The 14,537-nt window shown below is 73.6% G+C and carries 17 protein-coding genes; 2 read left to right on the top strand and 15 right to left on the bottom strand.

The features are described 5' to 3' along the window. Nucleotides 1-5: 5 nt before the first annotated feature. The 9 genes from BM093_RS10810 to BM093_RS10770 form a co-directional block, all read right to left on the bottom strand. Nucleotides 6-722, bottom strand: coding sequence for an ABC transporter ATP-binding protein (locus BM093_RS10810; protein ID WP_093341042.1), 717 nt, complete (start codon nt 720-722; stop codon nt 6-8). Next, nucleotides 719-1,504: an ABC transporter ATP-binding protein gene (locus BM093_RS10805; RefSeq protein WP_093341039.1), complete on the bottom strand. Its 786-nt coding sequence runs from the start codon at nt 1,502-1,504 to the stop codon at nt 719-721. Before BM093_RS10805 ends, BM093_RS10810 begins: the two co-directional genes overlap by 4 nt. Beyond that, a complete protein-coding gene (locus BM093_RS10800) occupies nt 1,501-2,526 on the bottom strand; it encodes a branched-chain amino acid ABC transporter permease (RefSeq protein WP_093341036.1) in 1,026 nt (341 codons plus the stop codon). The genes BM093_RS10805 and BM093_RS10800 overlap by 4 nt, the downstream gene beginning before the upstream one ends. Beyond that, nucleotides 2,523-3,413, bottom strand: coding sequence for a branched-chain amino acid ABC transporter permease (locus BM093_RS10795; RefSeq protein WP_093341032.1), 891 nt, complete (start codon nt 3,411-3,413; stop codon nt 2,523-2,525). Before BM093_RS10795 ends, BM093_RS10800 begins: the two co-directional genes overlap by 4 nt. Further along, nucleotides 3,410-4,624, bottom strand: coding sequence for an ABC transporter substrate-binding protein (locus BM093_RS10790; RefSeq protein WP_093341030.1), 1,215 nt, complete (start codon nt 4,622-4,624; stop codon nt 3,410-3,412). Before BM093_RS10790 ends, BM093_RS10795 begins: the two co-directional genes overlap by 4 nt. Before the next feature lie 268 nt (nt 4,625-4,892). Then, on the bottom strand, nt 4,893-5,756 hold the full coding sequence (locus BM093_RS10785; RefSeq protein WP_093341027.1) for an ABC transporter permease: 864 nt from the start codon (nt 5,754-5,756) through the stop codon (nt 4,893-4,895). Beyond that, nucleotides 5,753-6,661, bottom strand: a complete 909-nt coding sequence (locus BM093_RS10780; RefSeq protein WP_093341024.1) for an ABC transporter ATP-binding protein — start codon at nt 6,659-6,661, stop codon at nt 5,753-5,755. The genes BM093_RS10785 and BM093_RS10780 overlap by 4 nt, the downstream gene beginning before the upstream one ends. After that, complete coding sequence (locus BM093_RS10775) at nt 6,658-6,972, bottom strand: transcriptional regulator (RefSeq protein ID WP_093341021.1); 315 nt, start codon at nt 6,970-6,972, stop codon at nt 6,658-6,660. Before BM093_RS10775 ends, BM093_RS10780 begins: the two co-directional genes overlap by 4 nt. Then, nucleotides 6,969-7,586: a hypothetical protein gene (locus BM093_RS10770; protein ID WP_093341019.1), complete on the bottom strand. Its 618-nt coding sequence runs from the start codon at nt 7,584-7,586 to the stop codon at nt 6,969-6,971. The genes BM093_RS10775 and BM093_RS10770 overlap by 4 nt, the downstream gene beginning before the upstream one ends. 275 nt (nt 7,587-7,861) lie before the next feature. Here BM093_RS10770 and BM093_RS10765 point away from each other — a divergent pair, with 275 nt between their 5' ends. Beyond that, nucleotides 7,862-8,311 (top strand): GtrA family protein, encoded by a 450-nt coding sequence (locus BM093_RS10765; protein ID WP_093341016.1) that lies wholly within the window; start codon nt 7,862-7,864, stop codon nt 8,309-8,311. Nucleotides 8,312-8,585: 274 nt separating this feature from the next. Here the strand turns inward: BM093_RS10765 and glfT1 are convergent, their stop codons facing one another. The 5 genes from glfT1 to BM093_RS10740 form a co-directional block, all read right to left on the bottom strand. Next, complete coding sequence (gene glfT1, locus BM093_RS10760; RefSeq protein WP_093341013.1) at nt 8,586-9,503, bottom strand: galactofuranosyltransferase GlfT1; 918 nt, start codon at nt 9,501-9,503, stop codon at nt 8,586-8,588. Next, nucleotides 9,500-10,264, bottom strand: a complete 765-nt coding sequence (gene wzt, locus BM093_RS10755; RefSeq protein ID WP_177238389.1) for a galactan export ABC transporter ATP-binding subunit Wzt/RfbE — start codon at nt 10,262-10,264, stop codon at nt 9,500-9,502. The genes glfT1 and wzt overlap by 4 nt, the downstream gene beginning before the upstream one ends. A gap of 6 nt (nt 10,265-10,270) precedes the next feature. Beyond that, a complete protein-coding gene (gene wzm, locus BM093_RS10750) occupies nt 10,271-11,140 on the bottom strand; it encodes a galactan export ABC transporter permease subunit Wzm/RfbD (RefSeq protein WP_093341010.1) in 870 nt (289 codons plus the stop codon). Nucleotides 11,141-11,224: 84 nt separating this feature from the next. Further along, complete coding sequence (locus tag BM093_RS10745) at nt 11,225-11,782, bottom strand: bacterial proteasome activator family protein (RefSeq protein ID WP_093341007.1); 558 nt, start codon at nt 11,780-11,782, stop codon at nt 11,225-11,227. 53 nt (nt 11,783-11,835) lie between these two features. After that, a complete protein-coding gene (locus BM093_RS10740) occupies nt 11,836-12,828 on the bottom strand; it encodes an NAD(P)H-quinone oxidoreductase (RefSeq protein WP_093341003.1) in 993 nt (330 codons plus the stop codon). Nucleotides 12,829-12,906: 78 nt separating this feature from the next. On the opposite strand from BM093_RS10740, the gene BM093_RS10735 reads away from it, so the two are divergent. Next, nucleotides 12,907-13,608, top strand: coding sequence for a GNAT family N-acetyltransferase (locus BM093_RS10735; protein ID WP_177238388.1), 702 nt, complete (start codon nt 12,907-12,909; stop codon nt 13,606-13,608). On the opposite strand, the gene BM093_RS10730 is transcribed toward BM093_RS10735, so the two are convergent. Continuing rightward, on the bottom strand, nt 13,584-14,510 hold the full coding sequence (locus BM093_RS10730) for an alpha/beta fold hydrolase (protein ID WP_093340997.1): 927 nt from the start codon (nt 14,508-14,510) through the stop codon (nt 13,584-13,586). The genes BM093_RS10735 and BM093_RS10730 overlap by 25 nt on opposite strands. Nucleotides 14,511-14,537: the final 27 nt, after the last annotated feature.

The raw sequence follows: 14,537 nt of genomic DNA, 5'->3' as shown, positions 1-14,537 counted from the left end.
CGGTGTCAGGCGACACCCAGCAACCGGTGCGCGGTGGCGCGGTCGGCCCGGAACTCCGGCGTCGGGCACCGGTGGACGATCCGGCCCTTCTCCATCACCGCGATCTCCTCGCACACCGCGAACGCCAGGTGCAGGTCCTGCTCGACCAGCAGCAGCGTCACGCCCTCGCCGCGCAGCGTCTGCAGCAGCTCCGCGATCTGGTCGACGACGGCGGGTGCGAGACCGTCCGACGGTTCGTCGAGCAGCAGGACGGCGGGGTCGGTGAGCAGGGCCCGCGCGATCGCCAGCATCTGCTGCTCGCCGCCGGAGAGCTGTCCCGCCTGCTGTCCGTGCCGTTCGCGGAGGCGGGGCAGCAGCTCGTAGACGGAGTCGATGGTGAACCGGCCGGCGGCGGCACGACGGCCGTGGCCGCGGGCGGCGAGGGCGAGCGTCTCGGCGACGGTCAGCGGCGCCCAGATCCGCCTGCCCTGCGGGACGAGCCCCACACCGGCCCGGGCGACCAGGTCCGGCCGCAGCCCGGTGACGTCGCGCCCGTCGAGCAGCACCCGGCCCGACGTCGGCGCGACCAGCCCCATCAGCGTCATGACCAGGGTCGACTTCCCGACGCCGTTGCGTCCGAGCAGCCCGAGCGCGCCGCCGGTGCCGATCGACAGGTCGACCCCGTCGAGCACGGTGCTGCGGTCGTAGCCCGCGGTCAGGGCCTGCACGTCGACGGCGGTCATCCGGTGAACAGCTCCTCGCGGCGGGCGGTGCCCAGGTAGGCCTCGCGGACGGCGTCGCTGGCGCGGACCTCGTCGGGCGTTCCGGTCAGCAGGACCCGGCCGAGGTGCAGCACGGTGACCCGGTCGGCCAGGTCGAACACGAGGTCCAGGTCGTGCTCGACGAACAGCACGGTGACCTCGGCCGGCAGGTCGGCGAGCAGGGCGAGCAGCCGGGCGCTCTCGGCGGGCGACATCCCGGCGGCGGGCTCGTCGAGCAGCAGGACGGTCGGGGAGCAGGCCAGTGCGAGCGCCACCTCGAGCTGCTTGCGCTCCCCGTGCGCCAGCGCGGGCACCGGCTGCCGGGCGCGGTCGGCGAGCCCGACGCGGTCGAGGAGCTCGCCGGCGCGGGCGTCGACGGTGGGCTGCCGGCGCGGCCAGGGGACGATCCGGGCCCCGCCACCGGCCGTTCCGTGCCGGCGCACGGCCAGCGCGACGGTCTCGGCGGCGCTCAGCGAGGCGAACAGGCTGGCGTGCTGCAGTGTCTGGCTCATGCCGAGCCGGTTGCGGCGTACCTCGGAGAACCCGGTGACGTCGCGCCCCGCGAGGTCGACGGTGCCGGCGTCGGGGCGCATCCGGCCGGTGAGCAGCCGGAACAGGGTGGACTTGCCCGCGCCGTTCGGGCCGATGAGGGCGTGCCGGGCGCCGGGTTCGACGGTCAGGCCGACGGCGTCGACGGCGCGCAGGGCGCCGAAGGACCGACTGAGACCGGTACAGGCGAGTGCCGTCGGACTGGGGGCCGTCATGTCCGCCTCCTCCGGGACGGGCGCAGCGTGGTCAGCCCGGCCGCGCCGCGGGGCAGCAGGTAGACCACGAGCACGAACACGATCCCGAGCACGAGCTCGCCGTGCCCGCCGAGTCCGGGGCCCAGGGCGTCGCGGACGAGCACGACGATCGCGGCGCCCACGACCGGGCCCCACAGCGAGCCCGCGCCGCCGATGACCACGGCGAGCAGGATGATCGCGGCCGTGGTGAAACCCAGGTCGTCCGGGGTCACGAGGCGTTGCTGGGCGGCGAGCAGCGAGCCCGCCGCCCCGGCGACGGTGCCCGCGGCGACGAACGCGCCGTACTTGTAGAGGGTGGTGGGGTAGCCGATCGCGCGCATCCGCGGCTCGTTGTCCCGGATCCCGCGCAGCGCGGCGCCGAACGGGGAACGGGCCAGCAACCAGACGGCGGTGAAGGCGAGCAGGCCGACCCCCAGGACGTACCAGTACAGGAAGCCGGCGCCGGTCAGGGACTCGCCGCCGAGGCGGGCGGCCGGGATCCCGGCCAGGCCGTTGGCGCCACCGGTCACGCCGTCCCAGCTCTGCGCGACCTGCGCGAGGACCTCGCCGATCGCCAGCGTCAGCATCAGGAAGTACACCCCGGCCGAGCGCACCGCGACCCAGCCGGTCGCCGCGGCGGCGAGCCCGCCGACGGCCGCGCCGACCAGCAGCGGCACCGGGATCGCCGCGGTGAGGTGGATCGAGACCCAGCCCGCGGCGTAGGCACCGGCACCGAAGTAGGCGGCGTGCCCGAGGGACGGCAGCCCGGTCACGCCGACGAGCAGGTCCAGGCTGACCGCGAGCAGGCCGAACACCAGCAGCCGGGTCAGCGTGGTCGTGGCGAACGGGGCCAGGAACAGCGGCACCGCGGCCAGCACGACGACGACCGCGGCCACCGGCACGGCGACGACCCACCGCGGCCGTGCGGGCGGTGGCCCGGAACCGGTCCCGGGATCGTCCATGGCGCCGTGCACCTCCTCCGTGCGGGCGGACACCTCGGTCATGCCGCCGCCCCCGCCCGGCTGCCGAACAGCCCCTGCGGGCGCAGGACCAGCACCAGCGCCAGCGCTCCGAACAGGACGAACGATGCCAGGTCGGGCAGCAGCGCCCGGCCCAGCGACTCGATCTGTCCGATCACGAGCGCGCCGACCAGCGCCCCGCGCACGGACCCGAGCCCACCGATGACGACCACGACCAGCGCCAGGATCAGCACGGTCGAGTCCAGGCCCACGCTCGCGCCGTAGATCGGCCCGCCGAGGACCCCCGCGACCGTGGCCAGCATCGAGCCCGCCGCGAACACGGCGATCTTGACCCGGCGGTTGTCGACGCCCACGGCCGCGACCATCTCCCGGTCGGCGACGGTGGCCCGGATCAGCGCGCCGAGCGTGGTCCGCTCGACGAGCACGTGCACGGCCACCGCGAGCACCGCGCCGACACCGATCAGGGCCAGCCGGTAGGTCGGGTACGCGGCCCCGAGCAGCGACACCGAGCCGTCGAGCCCCGGCGGGGCGGGCACGGCGAGCGGATCGTCGCCGAAGACGATCTGCAGCACCTCGGCGACGATCAGCGCGACGCCGAGGGTGAGCAGCGCCTGGTCCAGGTGCGACCGGCGGCGCAGCGGCTCGGTCATCGCCGAGAGCCCCCCGCCGGCCAGCAACCCGATCACCGCGGCGAGCCCCAGCGCGCCGAGGAACGCGCCCCAGGACGCGCCGCCGCCGACGAGCGCTGCGGCGACGTAGGCACCCACCAGGAACAGCGCGCCGTGGGCCAGGTTGAGCACGTCCATCATGCCGAAGACCAGCGACAACCCGACGGCCAGCACGAACAGCAGCGCGCCGATCGCCAGCCCGTTCAGCACGCTGAGCAGGTTGGCCGCGAGCCAGCCGGTCATACCTGCGCCTTCTGCCCCAGGTCGGCGGTCACGGCGTTGACGAGCTGTCCCGGCGTGCCCTCGACCGTGCGCAGGTACATCGTCTGCAGCGGGTTCTGGCCGTCGAACGTCCACGGGCCGCGCGGGCTGTCGTCGATCGAGCCGACCCCGCCCAGCGCGGCGCTCACGCTGTCGCCGTCGAGCGCGGTGGCCGCGCCCAGCGCGCGGTCCAGCACCGCGGCCGCGTCGAACGTGGAGACCGAGTAGCAGGTGGGGACGGCGTCGTCGTAGGCAGCGCGGTAGGCCTCGACGAAGGCGCGGTTGGCCGGGTTGTCGAGCTGGTCGGTGTAGAACAGCGAGGTGCGCACGCCGAGCGCCGCCTCGGCCTGGGCGTCGAGCACCCCGCCCTCGGTGAGGAAGCCCGAGCCGTAGAGCGGGACGGAGTCCTTGAGGCCGAACTGGGCGTACTGCTGGACGAACCGCACGGCCTCGGCCCCGGCGAAGAAGCAGAACACCGCCCCCGCCCCGGACTGCCGGATCTGCGCGAGGAACGGCTGGTAGTCCTGGGTGGTGCCGAACGGCGGGGACGCCTCGCCGGCGATCCGCCCGCCCGCGGCCTCGTAGGCGGCCTTGAACCCGGCCCGCACCTCGGTCCCCGCCGCGTAGTCCGAGGCGATGAGGAAGACCCCGCCCGGGATGTTCTGCTCCGCGAGGTGGGGGCCTGCCGCGGCGGCGACCTGGGCGTTCTGGAACGAGGTCCGCCAGACGTAGGGCGTGCGGGCCTTCCCGGTGATGTCCGCGGCGCCCGCGTTCGCCACCACGAGGATCTTCTTCGCCTCGCTCATCAGCGGTGCGGCCCCGAGCGCGGTCGCGGAGTTGACCAGCCCGACGACGAGGTCGACCTGGTCGGCCTGCAGCACCCGCTGCACCGCGGGGACGCCGGTCTGCGGGTTCTCGCCCTCGTCGGCGACGACGGTGGTGACCTCCCGGCCGCCGATCCGGTTGCCGTGCTGCTGCAGCCAGAGGTCCCAGCCCCGCTGCATGTCGGTGCCGAGCGGGGCGTACACCCCGGACTGCGGGACGACCAGGCCGACCTTGACCGGGCCGCCCTCCTCGCCGCCGGAACCGGACCCGCCGCCGACGCTGCTGCCGCAGGCCGCGAGTGCGGGGGCGGCGGCACCTGCGCCGAGAAGCATCAGCAGTGCGCGCCGGGACAGGGTGTACTCCGCCATCGGGGATCGCTCCTCGTCGAACGATGTGGTGGGACCGACGTGCTACAGCTGGGTGTCGGAGGAAGCTGATCCTGTCGAATCACTCGAACGGGTGTCAACCGTCCGATCCCGACGAAGCCCCCGATGCGCACCGGCCTCCCGCTCCCAGGGGCACCCTCGGGGCCTGTGGCGCTACGAGGGTGCCCCTGGGGGCCGTGCGGCGAGCCGGCGGCGCGCGGCGGCGGGGCCGTCGGGCACCGCGCCGGGACGTCAGCGGAAGCCGGGAAGGTCAGCGGAAGCGGCGTCCCTCGTCGCGCCGGTAGGCCCACCCGGCCACCAGTGCCGCCCCGATCGTCCAGGCGGCGAACGCGACCACGACCAGGACCGTCGGGGTCGGACCGCCGAGGGAGAAGACCAGCAGGTCCCGGGCGCCCCGGGTGGGCAGCAGCGACGACACGATCTGCATCCAGCCCGGGAACAGCTCCGGGGGCAGCAGCAGCCCGCCGCCGAACGCCATCGGGAAGAACACCAGCTGCACGACCGGCAGGGCGACCTTCGTCGGCAGCGAGTAGCCGATCGCGAGCCCGCCGAGCAGGAACGGGAACCCGCCCAGGACGAGCGTCCCGAGCGCGGCGAGCAACCGTCCGGACGGCACGGTCGCCGCGGTGAACAGCGCGCCGACGAGCAGCACCGGCAGCACGGAGAGCAGCGCGAAGAACGCGCCGGAGATCAGCCGGGCGACGATCCGGGTCCAGGCGGGCGCCGGCAGTGTGCGCAGGTACGGGTCCCACGGCTTCTCCCGGTCGTCGGCGACGCCGACCCCGAATGTGAACAGGAACCCGGTCAGCACGCCGAACAGGGCCAGCTGCGCCACCGCGGCGGTGGCGGCCCCCGGGTCGTCGGCCCAGTCGAAGGGCAGCACGAAGAACAGCAGCGACAGGGCCGGGAACAGGGCCGAGGACAGCACCGCCATCGGGATCCGGAGCTGCTCGAGCACGAGGTACCGCACGTGCGCGCCGATGAGCGGGACGGCCGGACGGGGCCGGGCCGTCGCAGTGCTGGTCGTGACAGTGCCGGCCGTCGCAGTGCCGGCCGTCCTCGTGCTGGTCGTGGCAGTGCCGGTCGTCGGAGTGGTCGGCCTCGTGGCGGTCATCGTGAGCCTCCGGTGGGCACGGCGGGATCGGCCTGCGGTCCGGTGCCGGCCAGGGTCAGGAACGCCTCCTCCAGCGAGGCACGGGCCACGCCGAGGTCGCTGAACGCGGCACCGCTGGTGACCAGGTCGCGGACGAGCGCGTCGGCGTCGGCGGTGTGCAGGACCCAGCGGTCGCCGTCGCGCTCGGTGTGCTCGATCCCGGGCAGGTCGGGCAGCAGCGCGGCACGCAGGGTGACCCGGCTGCGCCGGACCGCTCCGCGGATCGTGTCGACGTCGCCGTCGGCGCGGATCCGGCCGCCGGAGAGCACGACGACCCGCTCGGCGAGGGTCTCGATCTCGTCCAGGTAGTGCGTGGTCAGCAGGACGGTGCCGCCGCCGGCGTGGAACTCGCGCACGGCGTCCCACAGCACGCGACGGCCCTCGACGTCGAGCCCGGTGGTCGGCTCGTCGAGCAGCACCAGCCGGGGGCGTCCGCAGAACGCGAGCGCGACCGCCAGCCTGCGCTTCTGACCGCCGGACAGCCCGCCGGTCTGGCGCCGCTCCAGCCCGGCGAGGCCGAAGCGCTCCAGCAGCTCGCCGGTGGGCACGGGGTCGGGGAAGTGTCCGGACACGAGCCGGAGCACCTCACCCACGCGCAGGGTCTCGGGCAGGCCGGTCTGCTGCGGCGTCGTCCCGAGGGCGACCCGGTTGGCGGCGTCCCGCGGGTCGCCGCCGAACAACCGGACCGTGCCGGAGTCGGCCCGCCGGAGCCCGGCGACCAGGTTGACCAGTGTGGACTTGCCGGCGCCGTTGGGGCCGAGGAGTCCGGTGAGGCTGCCGGGTTCGAGCGCGAGGTCGACGCCGTCGAGGGCGACGGTGGCGCCGTAACGCCGGGACACGCCCTCCAGGACGACGGGGGCGGTCACGAGCCGACCTCCTCGTCGACCGGCGGCGACAGCAGCGTGCGCAGGGTCTCGGTGTAGTCCTCGAACGCCCTCCGGCCGGTTCTCGTCAGCTCGACGTAGGTGACCGGGGTGCGGCGCTGATGGGTCTTGGTGATCGCGACGTAGCCGGCGTCCTCCAGCTTGCGCAGGTGGGTGGACAGGTTGCCGGCCGTCATCCCCAGTGCCTCCTGCAGGCGGGGGAACGTCATCCGGTCCCCGTCGGCCAGCGTGGCGAGGGTGGCGGTGACCCGGAGCCGGGCCTGCGCGTGGATCACGGGATCGAGCTCGGTCATCGCCGCACCCGCCGGACGATCCCGACGGCCAGCAGGGCGCCACCGCCGCCGACCCCCATCACCAGCGAGCTCCACGGCGCGGGCGTGAAGGCCGTGACGACCGCGACCAGCTGCACGACCAGGCCCAGCCCGAAGTCGAGACCGTCCCGGTAGAAGGCCCCGGTCACCGTGTACAGCACGCCGACCACGAACACGAACAGCGCGGGGATCAGCGGGGCGGCCGCCTGGCCCGCGTGCCCGACGAGTGCGGCGACCAGGGCGCCAGTCCCGACGATCGCCACGCCCCAGGCGACCCCGTACATCGCGCCGAAGCGGCTCGACGGGCCCGAGACCCCGCGGTTCATCCGCGTGCCGAGCCAGGCGCTGGTCAGGCAGCCCCCCACGACGAGCACGCCGGTCGTGATGCCGGCGGTGTCGGCCGCCCAGACCTGCGTCCCGGAGCCGAACCAGGTCAGTCCGATGAGGATCCAGAGTGCGCCCCACAGCAGGAAGTACCCGGAGATGTCCGGCTCCTGGCGGGCCTGCTCCTGCTCGATGATCGCGAGCGCGTCCGCGGCGGAGACCGGTGGGTCGTCACCGAGGTCGGTGGCGGTGGTGTCGCGGTGTTCCTGCACGGTGGTCCCCCTCGATTCGACCGGCAAGTTGTTTGCTGCGATGCCTAGTTTGTAGCACAAAGTGCTTGGTGAGTACCAGTCCGCCGCGAGGGGACCCCTCGGGGCGCCGGGCGCCGCGAGGGTGCCCCTGGGGGCAGGCGGGGCGGGTGCAGGACGGCGTGAGGTCCCGGGGCGGGAGAGCGGGCCCGGGCGGCGGCGCAGGTCGCGGACGTGTGCGACGGCTCGGCCGCGGGTCGCCGTCGGGCGGGCCGTTTCCCGCCGTTACCCTCGGGGGCGTGACCGCCACGGAGTCCTCGCGGGCCGAGAACCCGTCTCCCGACGGTGCCGCCGCGTCGCGGCACGGACTCGTCCGGCAGCTCAGCAGCTTCGTCGTGATCGGCGTGCTGTGTGCCGTCGTCGACATCGGCTCGTACCACGTGCTGCTGTACCTGGGGCTGTGGGTGCCGGTGGCGAAGGGGATCGGCTTCATCCTCGGCACGACGACGGCGTACCTGCTGAACAAGCGGTTCACCTTCTCCGGGGCCGACACCGGCGGCAAGAGCCGGTTCGCCGGCTTCGTCGCGCTCTACGGCACGACGTTCGCGGTGAACGTCGGCATGAACTCGCTGGTCCTGTTCCTGCTGCCGCTGATGCCCTACGAGACCCTGCTCGCGGCCGTGGTGGCCCAGGGCACCGCGACCGCCATCAACTTCGTGATGCTGCGGTACGTGATCTTCAAGAACTGACCGGGTGTGAGGCTGTCGCGCGCCGAGCACGAACCGCAGCCGCGACACCGTTCCTGCCGTACTCCACCCGCCGTCGAACTCCCCGACGACGCCGAGGGCGGGCCAGGCGAAGTCGGCCCCGGCTGGATGAGGGCGTCCACCCACCCACGGTGCCCCCGCCACCCCACGCCGACAGACCCCAGCACCCGCGCCTGTGGACAACCGGATCGGTTGTGGACAGCGCCCGCACACCCGTCGCTGCCGGTGTGCGGTGGAGGAAACGGGTGTGTAGTGGTCAGGGGGCGCGGTGGAAGCGCTCGGCGCGGCCCTGGTTCAGGAGGCGGAGCCAGTCGCGGAACCCGCGGGGGTCGCGCTTGGTGACCAGGAAGTACCAGGCGAACCTCGGCAGCTCCAGCAGGCCGATCCGGCGCATCCCGGGCTGGGCCATCAGGTAGCCACGGTTGCGGTAGGTGTAGTAGCGCTTGACGTCGTCACCCGGGTCCTGGGCGTGCAGCCGCCCGCCCAGCATCGGCTTGAACTCGTCCGAGCCGTAGGGGTGCAGGTAGCCGGCGTGCAGCGCGGTGCCGAACGGCAGCCCGGAGCGCACCATCCGGCGGTGCATCTCCACCTCGTCACCGCGGACGAACAGCCGCAGGTCCGGCACCCCGATGACCTCGAGCGTCGATGCCCGGAACAGGGCGCCGTTGAAGAAGGAGGCGATGCCCGGCAGGAGCTCCTGGTCACCGTCGCCCGCCATCAGTGCCGACCGGGTGCGGTGCCAGGTCACGCCGCGGCGCAGCGGGAACGCGAGGCGCTCGGGGTCGGCCTTGTCGGCGACCACGGGCGACACCGCGGCGAGACCGCGGCGGTTCGCGACGTCCAGCAGGGTGGCGAGGGTGGACTCGTCGGCGGCGTGGCCGTCGTCGTCGGCGAGGAAGATCCAGTCCGCACCCATCGCGAGCGCGTGCAGCATGCCGAGGGCGAACCCACCGGCTCCGCCCAGGTTGGTCCACGACGGCAGCCAGGTGGTCGGCAGCGGGCACGCGTCGACGGCGTCGCGGGCCGGCCGGTCCGGTCCGTTGTCGACGACGATCAGGTGCGTGACCGGGTGGGTCTGCTTCGCCATCGCGGTCAGCGAGTCGACGAGCAGGTCGGCGCGGTGCCGGGTGACGATCACCCCGACCACCGAGCCGGGCGCGAGCGGAGCGGTCACGCGGTGCCCTCGTACGGCGTGCGGCCCTTGTAATGGTCGAGGACCTCCTGCAGCGGGCCGTACTCCTTGATCGTCCCGTGCTCCATCCACAACGCGGTGTCGCAGAGGTCGGCGAGGAACTCGTCGGAGTGCGAGGCGAACACCAGGATCCCGGAGCGGTCGACCAGCTCGTGCAGCCGGCCGCGGGCCTTGGCGAGGAACTCGGCGTCGACGGCACCGATGCCCTCGTCGAGCAGCAGGATCTCCGGGTCGATCGAGGTGACGACGCCGAGCGCCAGCCGGACCCGCATGCCCGTCGAGTACGCCCGCAGCGGCATCTCGAGGTAGTCGCCGAGCTCGGTGAACTCGGCGATGTCGTCCATCCGGGCCTCCATCTGCTTCCGGGTCATGCCCAGGAAGAGGCCACGGATGATGATGTTCTCGTAGCCGGAGATCTCGGGGTCCATCCCGACGGCCAGGTCGAAGATCGGCGCGACCTTGCCCTGCACGGCGGACCGGCCCCGGGTCGGCTCGTAGATCCCGGCCATCAGCCGCAGCAGGGTGGACTTGCCGGCCCCGTTGTGCCCGACCAGCGCGACCCGGGCACCCCGGTCGAGCCTGATCGTGATGTCCCGCAGCGCCTCGATGATCGGCACCTTGGCCTCGGTGCCGATCCGGCCGCCGGCCTTGCCGAGGACGGCCTTCTTCAGCGATCGGGTCTTCGCATCGAAGATCGGGAAGTCGACGGCGGCGTGGTCGATCCGGATCCGGGGTTCAGACACAGTGACTCACACCCAGTAGGCGACGCGGGAGCGGTAGTTGCGGAGGCAGACCAGGGCGGCGAACCAGCCGACGACGGTGATCGTCCCGGCCACCAGCCAGTACCGGCCGACGATCTCCTGCCCGAGCAGCGGCTGACGCAGGATCTCCAGGAAGTGGAAGACCGGGTTCAGCTCGACCAGGCTGGCCCGTTCCCGGGCGGCCTCGTTGTCCTTGAGGATGTCGATCGACCAGACGATCGGCGTCAGGTAGAAGACCAGCTGGGTGACGCTGGCGATGATCGGCGGGATGTCGCGGAACCGGGTCGCCAGGATGCCGGAGAGGATCGCGATCCAGGCGCCGTTCACCGCGAGCAGCGCGAACGCCGGGACGGCCAGCAGCAGCGCCCAGCCCAGCGGGCGCGGGAACACCATCATCAGCACGGCCCAGACGACCATGTTGTGCAGGAAGAACAGCGTCTGCCGCCACACCAGCCGGTAGATGTGCAGGGTCAGCGGCGCGGGCAGGAACTTGATCAAGCCCTCGTTGGAGATGAAGACCTCGCTGCCCTCGAGGATGCAGCCGGAGACGAAGTTCCAGATCAGCAGCCCCACGGCGACGTGCGGCAGGAACGTCGCGATCGGCGTCTCGAACAGCGCCGAGTAGAGGATGCCCAGCCCGAGCGCGATCACGCCCATGCTGATCGAGATCCACAGCGGACCGAGCACGGAGCGGCGGTAGCGCTGCTTGATGTCCTGCCAGCCCAGGTAGCCCCAGAGCGGACGCTGCCGCCAGCCGGCGGAGAGATCCGCGAACGCCCGGCGCCAGCTGCGTGGGCTCGACACCTCGGACGGGTCGACGACGTCGCCCGGCTCGCTGTCGCTCACGGTCACGGCCACCCGACGAGGGTACTCAGACGGTCCCGCGCGACCCGGCAGGGGAGGCCCCTGCCGGGTCGCGCGGAAACCCCAGCTCAGCGGGGTTCAGAGGTACTGCCCCGTGCCCCGGCCCAGGCCTTCGGGCATCCCGCCCTGCTCCGGCCCGGGTGCCGCGCCCGGCGGGAGGCCGCGACGCATCTGCTCCAGCTGCGCGCGGGCGGCCATCTGCTGGGCGAACAGCGCCGTCTGGATGCCGTGGAACAGGCCCTCCAGCCAGCCGACCAGCTGGGCCTGCGCGATGCGCAGCTCGCCCTCGGAGGGCGTCTCGTCGGCGGTGAACGGCAGGCTCAGGCGGTGCAGCTCCTCGCGCAGCTCCGGTGCGAGCCCGTCCTCCAGCTCCTTGACGGAGTTCTCGTGGATCTCCTTGAGCCGGCTGCGGGAGGCCTCGTCCAGCGGGGCCGCCTTCACCTCCTCGAGCAGTTGCTTGATCATCGTGCCGATCCGCATGACCTTGGCCGGCTGCTCGACCATCCCGGCCGGGCCCTGCTGCTCGGCGTCGGAACCGTCCCCCGAGCCCTTCGGGATCTTCGCCATGCCCACCGGGCGGCCGTCGGCGCCGACCACCATGACCTGCTCGTCCGGGCTCTCCTGCTCGTCGCTCATGACGCCATTCTGGCCCCAGCCGGCGGCGGGGTGCAGCGAGGAGCCACCGGCGATCAGGCGTCGGGGTTCACGAGGAGGAGCTTGCCGGTCACGCCGCCCTCGGCGAGGCGGCGGTGCGCGTCGGCGGCGTCGGCCATCGAGTGGCGCTCGAACACGATCGGGCGCACCTGCCCCGTCCCGAACAGCGGCCAGACCTGGTCGCGCACCCCGTCGACGATCTCGGCCTTCGAGTTCGGGCCCTCGACCGGCCGTCCGCGCAGCCCCATCGCGGAGATGTGACCACGCTTGGCGAGCAGCGCCCCGATGTTGAGCTCGGCCTTCACCCCGCCCTGCATGCCGATGATCATCAGGCGGCCGTCCTTGGCCAGGGCGGAGAGGTTGTTCGCCAGTCCCTTGGCGCCCATGTTGTCGAGGATGACGTCGGCCCCGTGGCCGTCGGTGGCCTTCTTCAGCTCGGCGGCGATGTCGTCGTGGTAGTCGATCACGATGTCGGCGCCGAGCTCGCGGCAGAACCGGAGCCGGTCGTCGTGCCCGGCCGTCGCGGCGACCCGGGCACCGAACGCCTTCGCGACCTGGATCGCGTGCGTCCCGATGCCCGACGACCCGCCCTGGATCAGGAACGTCTCGCCCTCGGCGAGGCGGCCCTCCAGGAACACGTTCGACCAGACGGTGCACGCGACCTCGGGGAGCCCGCCCGCCTCCTCGACCGACACGCCCTGCGGGATCGGGAGAAGCTGCACGGCGGGGACGGCGACCTTCTGCGCGTAGCCGCCGCCGGCGAGCAGGGCACACACCTCGTCGCCGACGTTCCAGCCGGTCACGCCCTCGCCGAGGGCCGCGATCCGGCCCGCGCACTCCAGCCCGAGGATCTGCGAGGCGCCCGGCGGCACCGGGTAGTTGCCCTGCACCTGCAGCAGGTCGGCCCGGTTCACCGCGGACGCGACGACGTCGAGGACGACCTCGCCGGGCCCCGGCGCCGGGTCCGGCACCTCCTCCCAGGCCATCTGCTCCGGACCGCCGTACTCCGCCAAGGTGATCGCCTTCATGACCGCTGACGGTATTGCGTCGCGCCGGCGGAAGCGATCCGGCAGGGTCTACAGGCCGTGAGCTGGTTGCCGGCGCCGATGGACCCAGTACCGGACCCGTGGCCGGTGCAGGGCCTGGTGCTGCGCACCCCGCGGCTGGAACTGCGCCCCGACGACGACGCCTCGTTGCGCGAGCTCGTCGTGATGCTGCACGACGCCGGTGTCCACCCGGCCTCGGAGATGCCGTTCGCCGCGCCGTGGACCGACGCCGACCCGCGGTACCTGGGCCGCGGTGTGCTCCAGCACTTCTGGTCGGAGCGGGCGCGCTCGGCGCCCGCGTCGTGGGGGCTGCACCTGGTCGTGCGTCACGACGGTGCGGTGGCCGGGTTGCAGAGCCTCTACGCCGAGCGGTTCGGGGTGCTGCGCGGGGTACACACTGGCTCCTACCTCGGACGGCGGTTCCAGTCCCGCGGGTTCGGCACCGAGATGCGGGCCGCGGTGCTCGCGTTCGCGTTCGACACGCTCGGCGCGACCACGGCCCGCTCGGACTACGTCGAGGGCAACGAGAGCTCCGCGACGGTGTCGCGGCGTCTCGGGTACCGGCCCGACGGGACCGTGCTCAACGCCGCCCGCGGGCACCGGGAGGTGCAGCACCGGTTGCTGCTCACGCCCGACGCGTTCGTCCGGCCCGGCTGGGAGCTGCAGGTCGAGGGCTGGACCGGCGATCTGGCCGGTTTCCTCGGCGCCGACCCGCCCGGTCCGGCCGGGTGGTGGGGTCAGGAGCGTCCGGCGGCCGGGTAGCGGTCGGCCTCCCCGTTCTTCCCGGCCTCGACCGCCCGCTCGGCCCGCGCGGCGTGGGCGAGGATCCGGTCCGCCGTCCGTTCCGGGTGTTCGGCGGGCAGCGCGTGTGTCGCGTCCGGCCAGACCTCGGCGGTCCCGCGGGGGAGCAGCGCGGCCCGGTCGCGGGCCCGGCCGGCGTCGAGGACCGTGCTGCGGCCGCCGAGCAGGCTGAGCGTGGGGACCCGGACCGACCGCAGGTCGGCATCGGCCGGGAGCGACGGGTGCGGCTGTGCCGACGCGTACGACTCCGGACCGAGCGCGGCCACCCGGGCGACAGGGTCGTGGGGATCCGCCGCGTCGCTCCCGAGCGTCCGCCGGAACAGCCCACGCAGCGGCCGCGGGGCGCGCGGCGAGGCGCCGACCGCGAGGGCGGCGACCCGGAACGGGACCCGGTCCAGGGTGTTCACGGGATCCACCAGTGTCAGCGAGCACAGTCCGCCGGGGCTGCGCCGGGCCAGCTCGAACGCGCACCGGCCGCCCAGCGACATCCCCGCGAGGTGGAACGCGGTCAGCCCCAGTCCGTCCACCACCGCACGCAGCCAGCCCGCGACGTCGGCCATCGACCGCAGCGGTACCTCCTGCCGGCTCGCACCGGGTCCGCCGAGCGGGTCGACCAGGTGCACCGTGCGCCGTCCGGTCAGGTGGGTCACCACGGACGACCAGCCCGCGCCCGGGGTGCCCGTCCCGGGGAGCAGCACGAGCGGGGCCGGGTCCGGCGGGCCGGCGCAGGTGTGCACCCGCACGGTGCCGTGCGGCGTGCCGACGTCGGCCGCACGCGGCCGGGGCAGGGTGGCGACCGCGTCGTCGTAGGCCCGCAGGTACTCGGCGCGCGCCTCCGGTCCGGTGAAGTGCCCGACCCGCATGGTTCCCCCTCGGTTGGCGATACGATC

Origin of the sequence: Pseudonocardia ammonioxydans, assembly GCF_900115005.1 — a bacterium.
In the GTDB taxonomy this organism is placed as follows: Bacteria; Actinomycetota; Actinomycetes; order Mycobacteriales; family Pseudonocardiaceae; genus Pseudonocardia; species Pseudonocardia ammonioxydans.
Note: the sequence above shows the minus strand (reverse complement) of the source record. Positions and strands in the feature narration are given on the sequence as shown.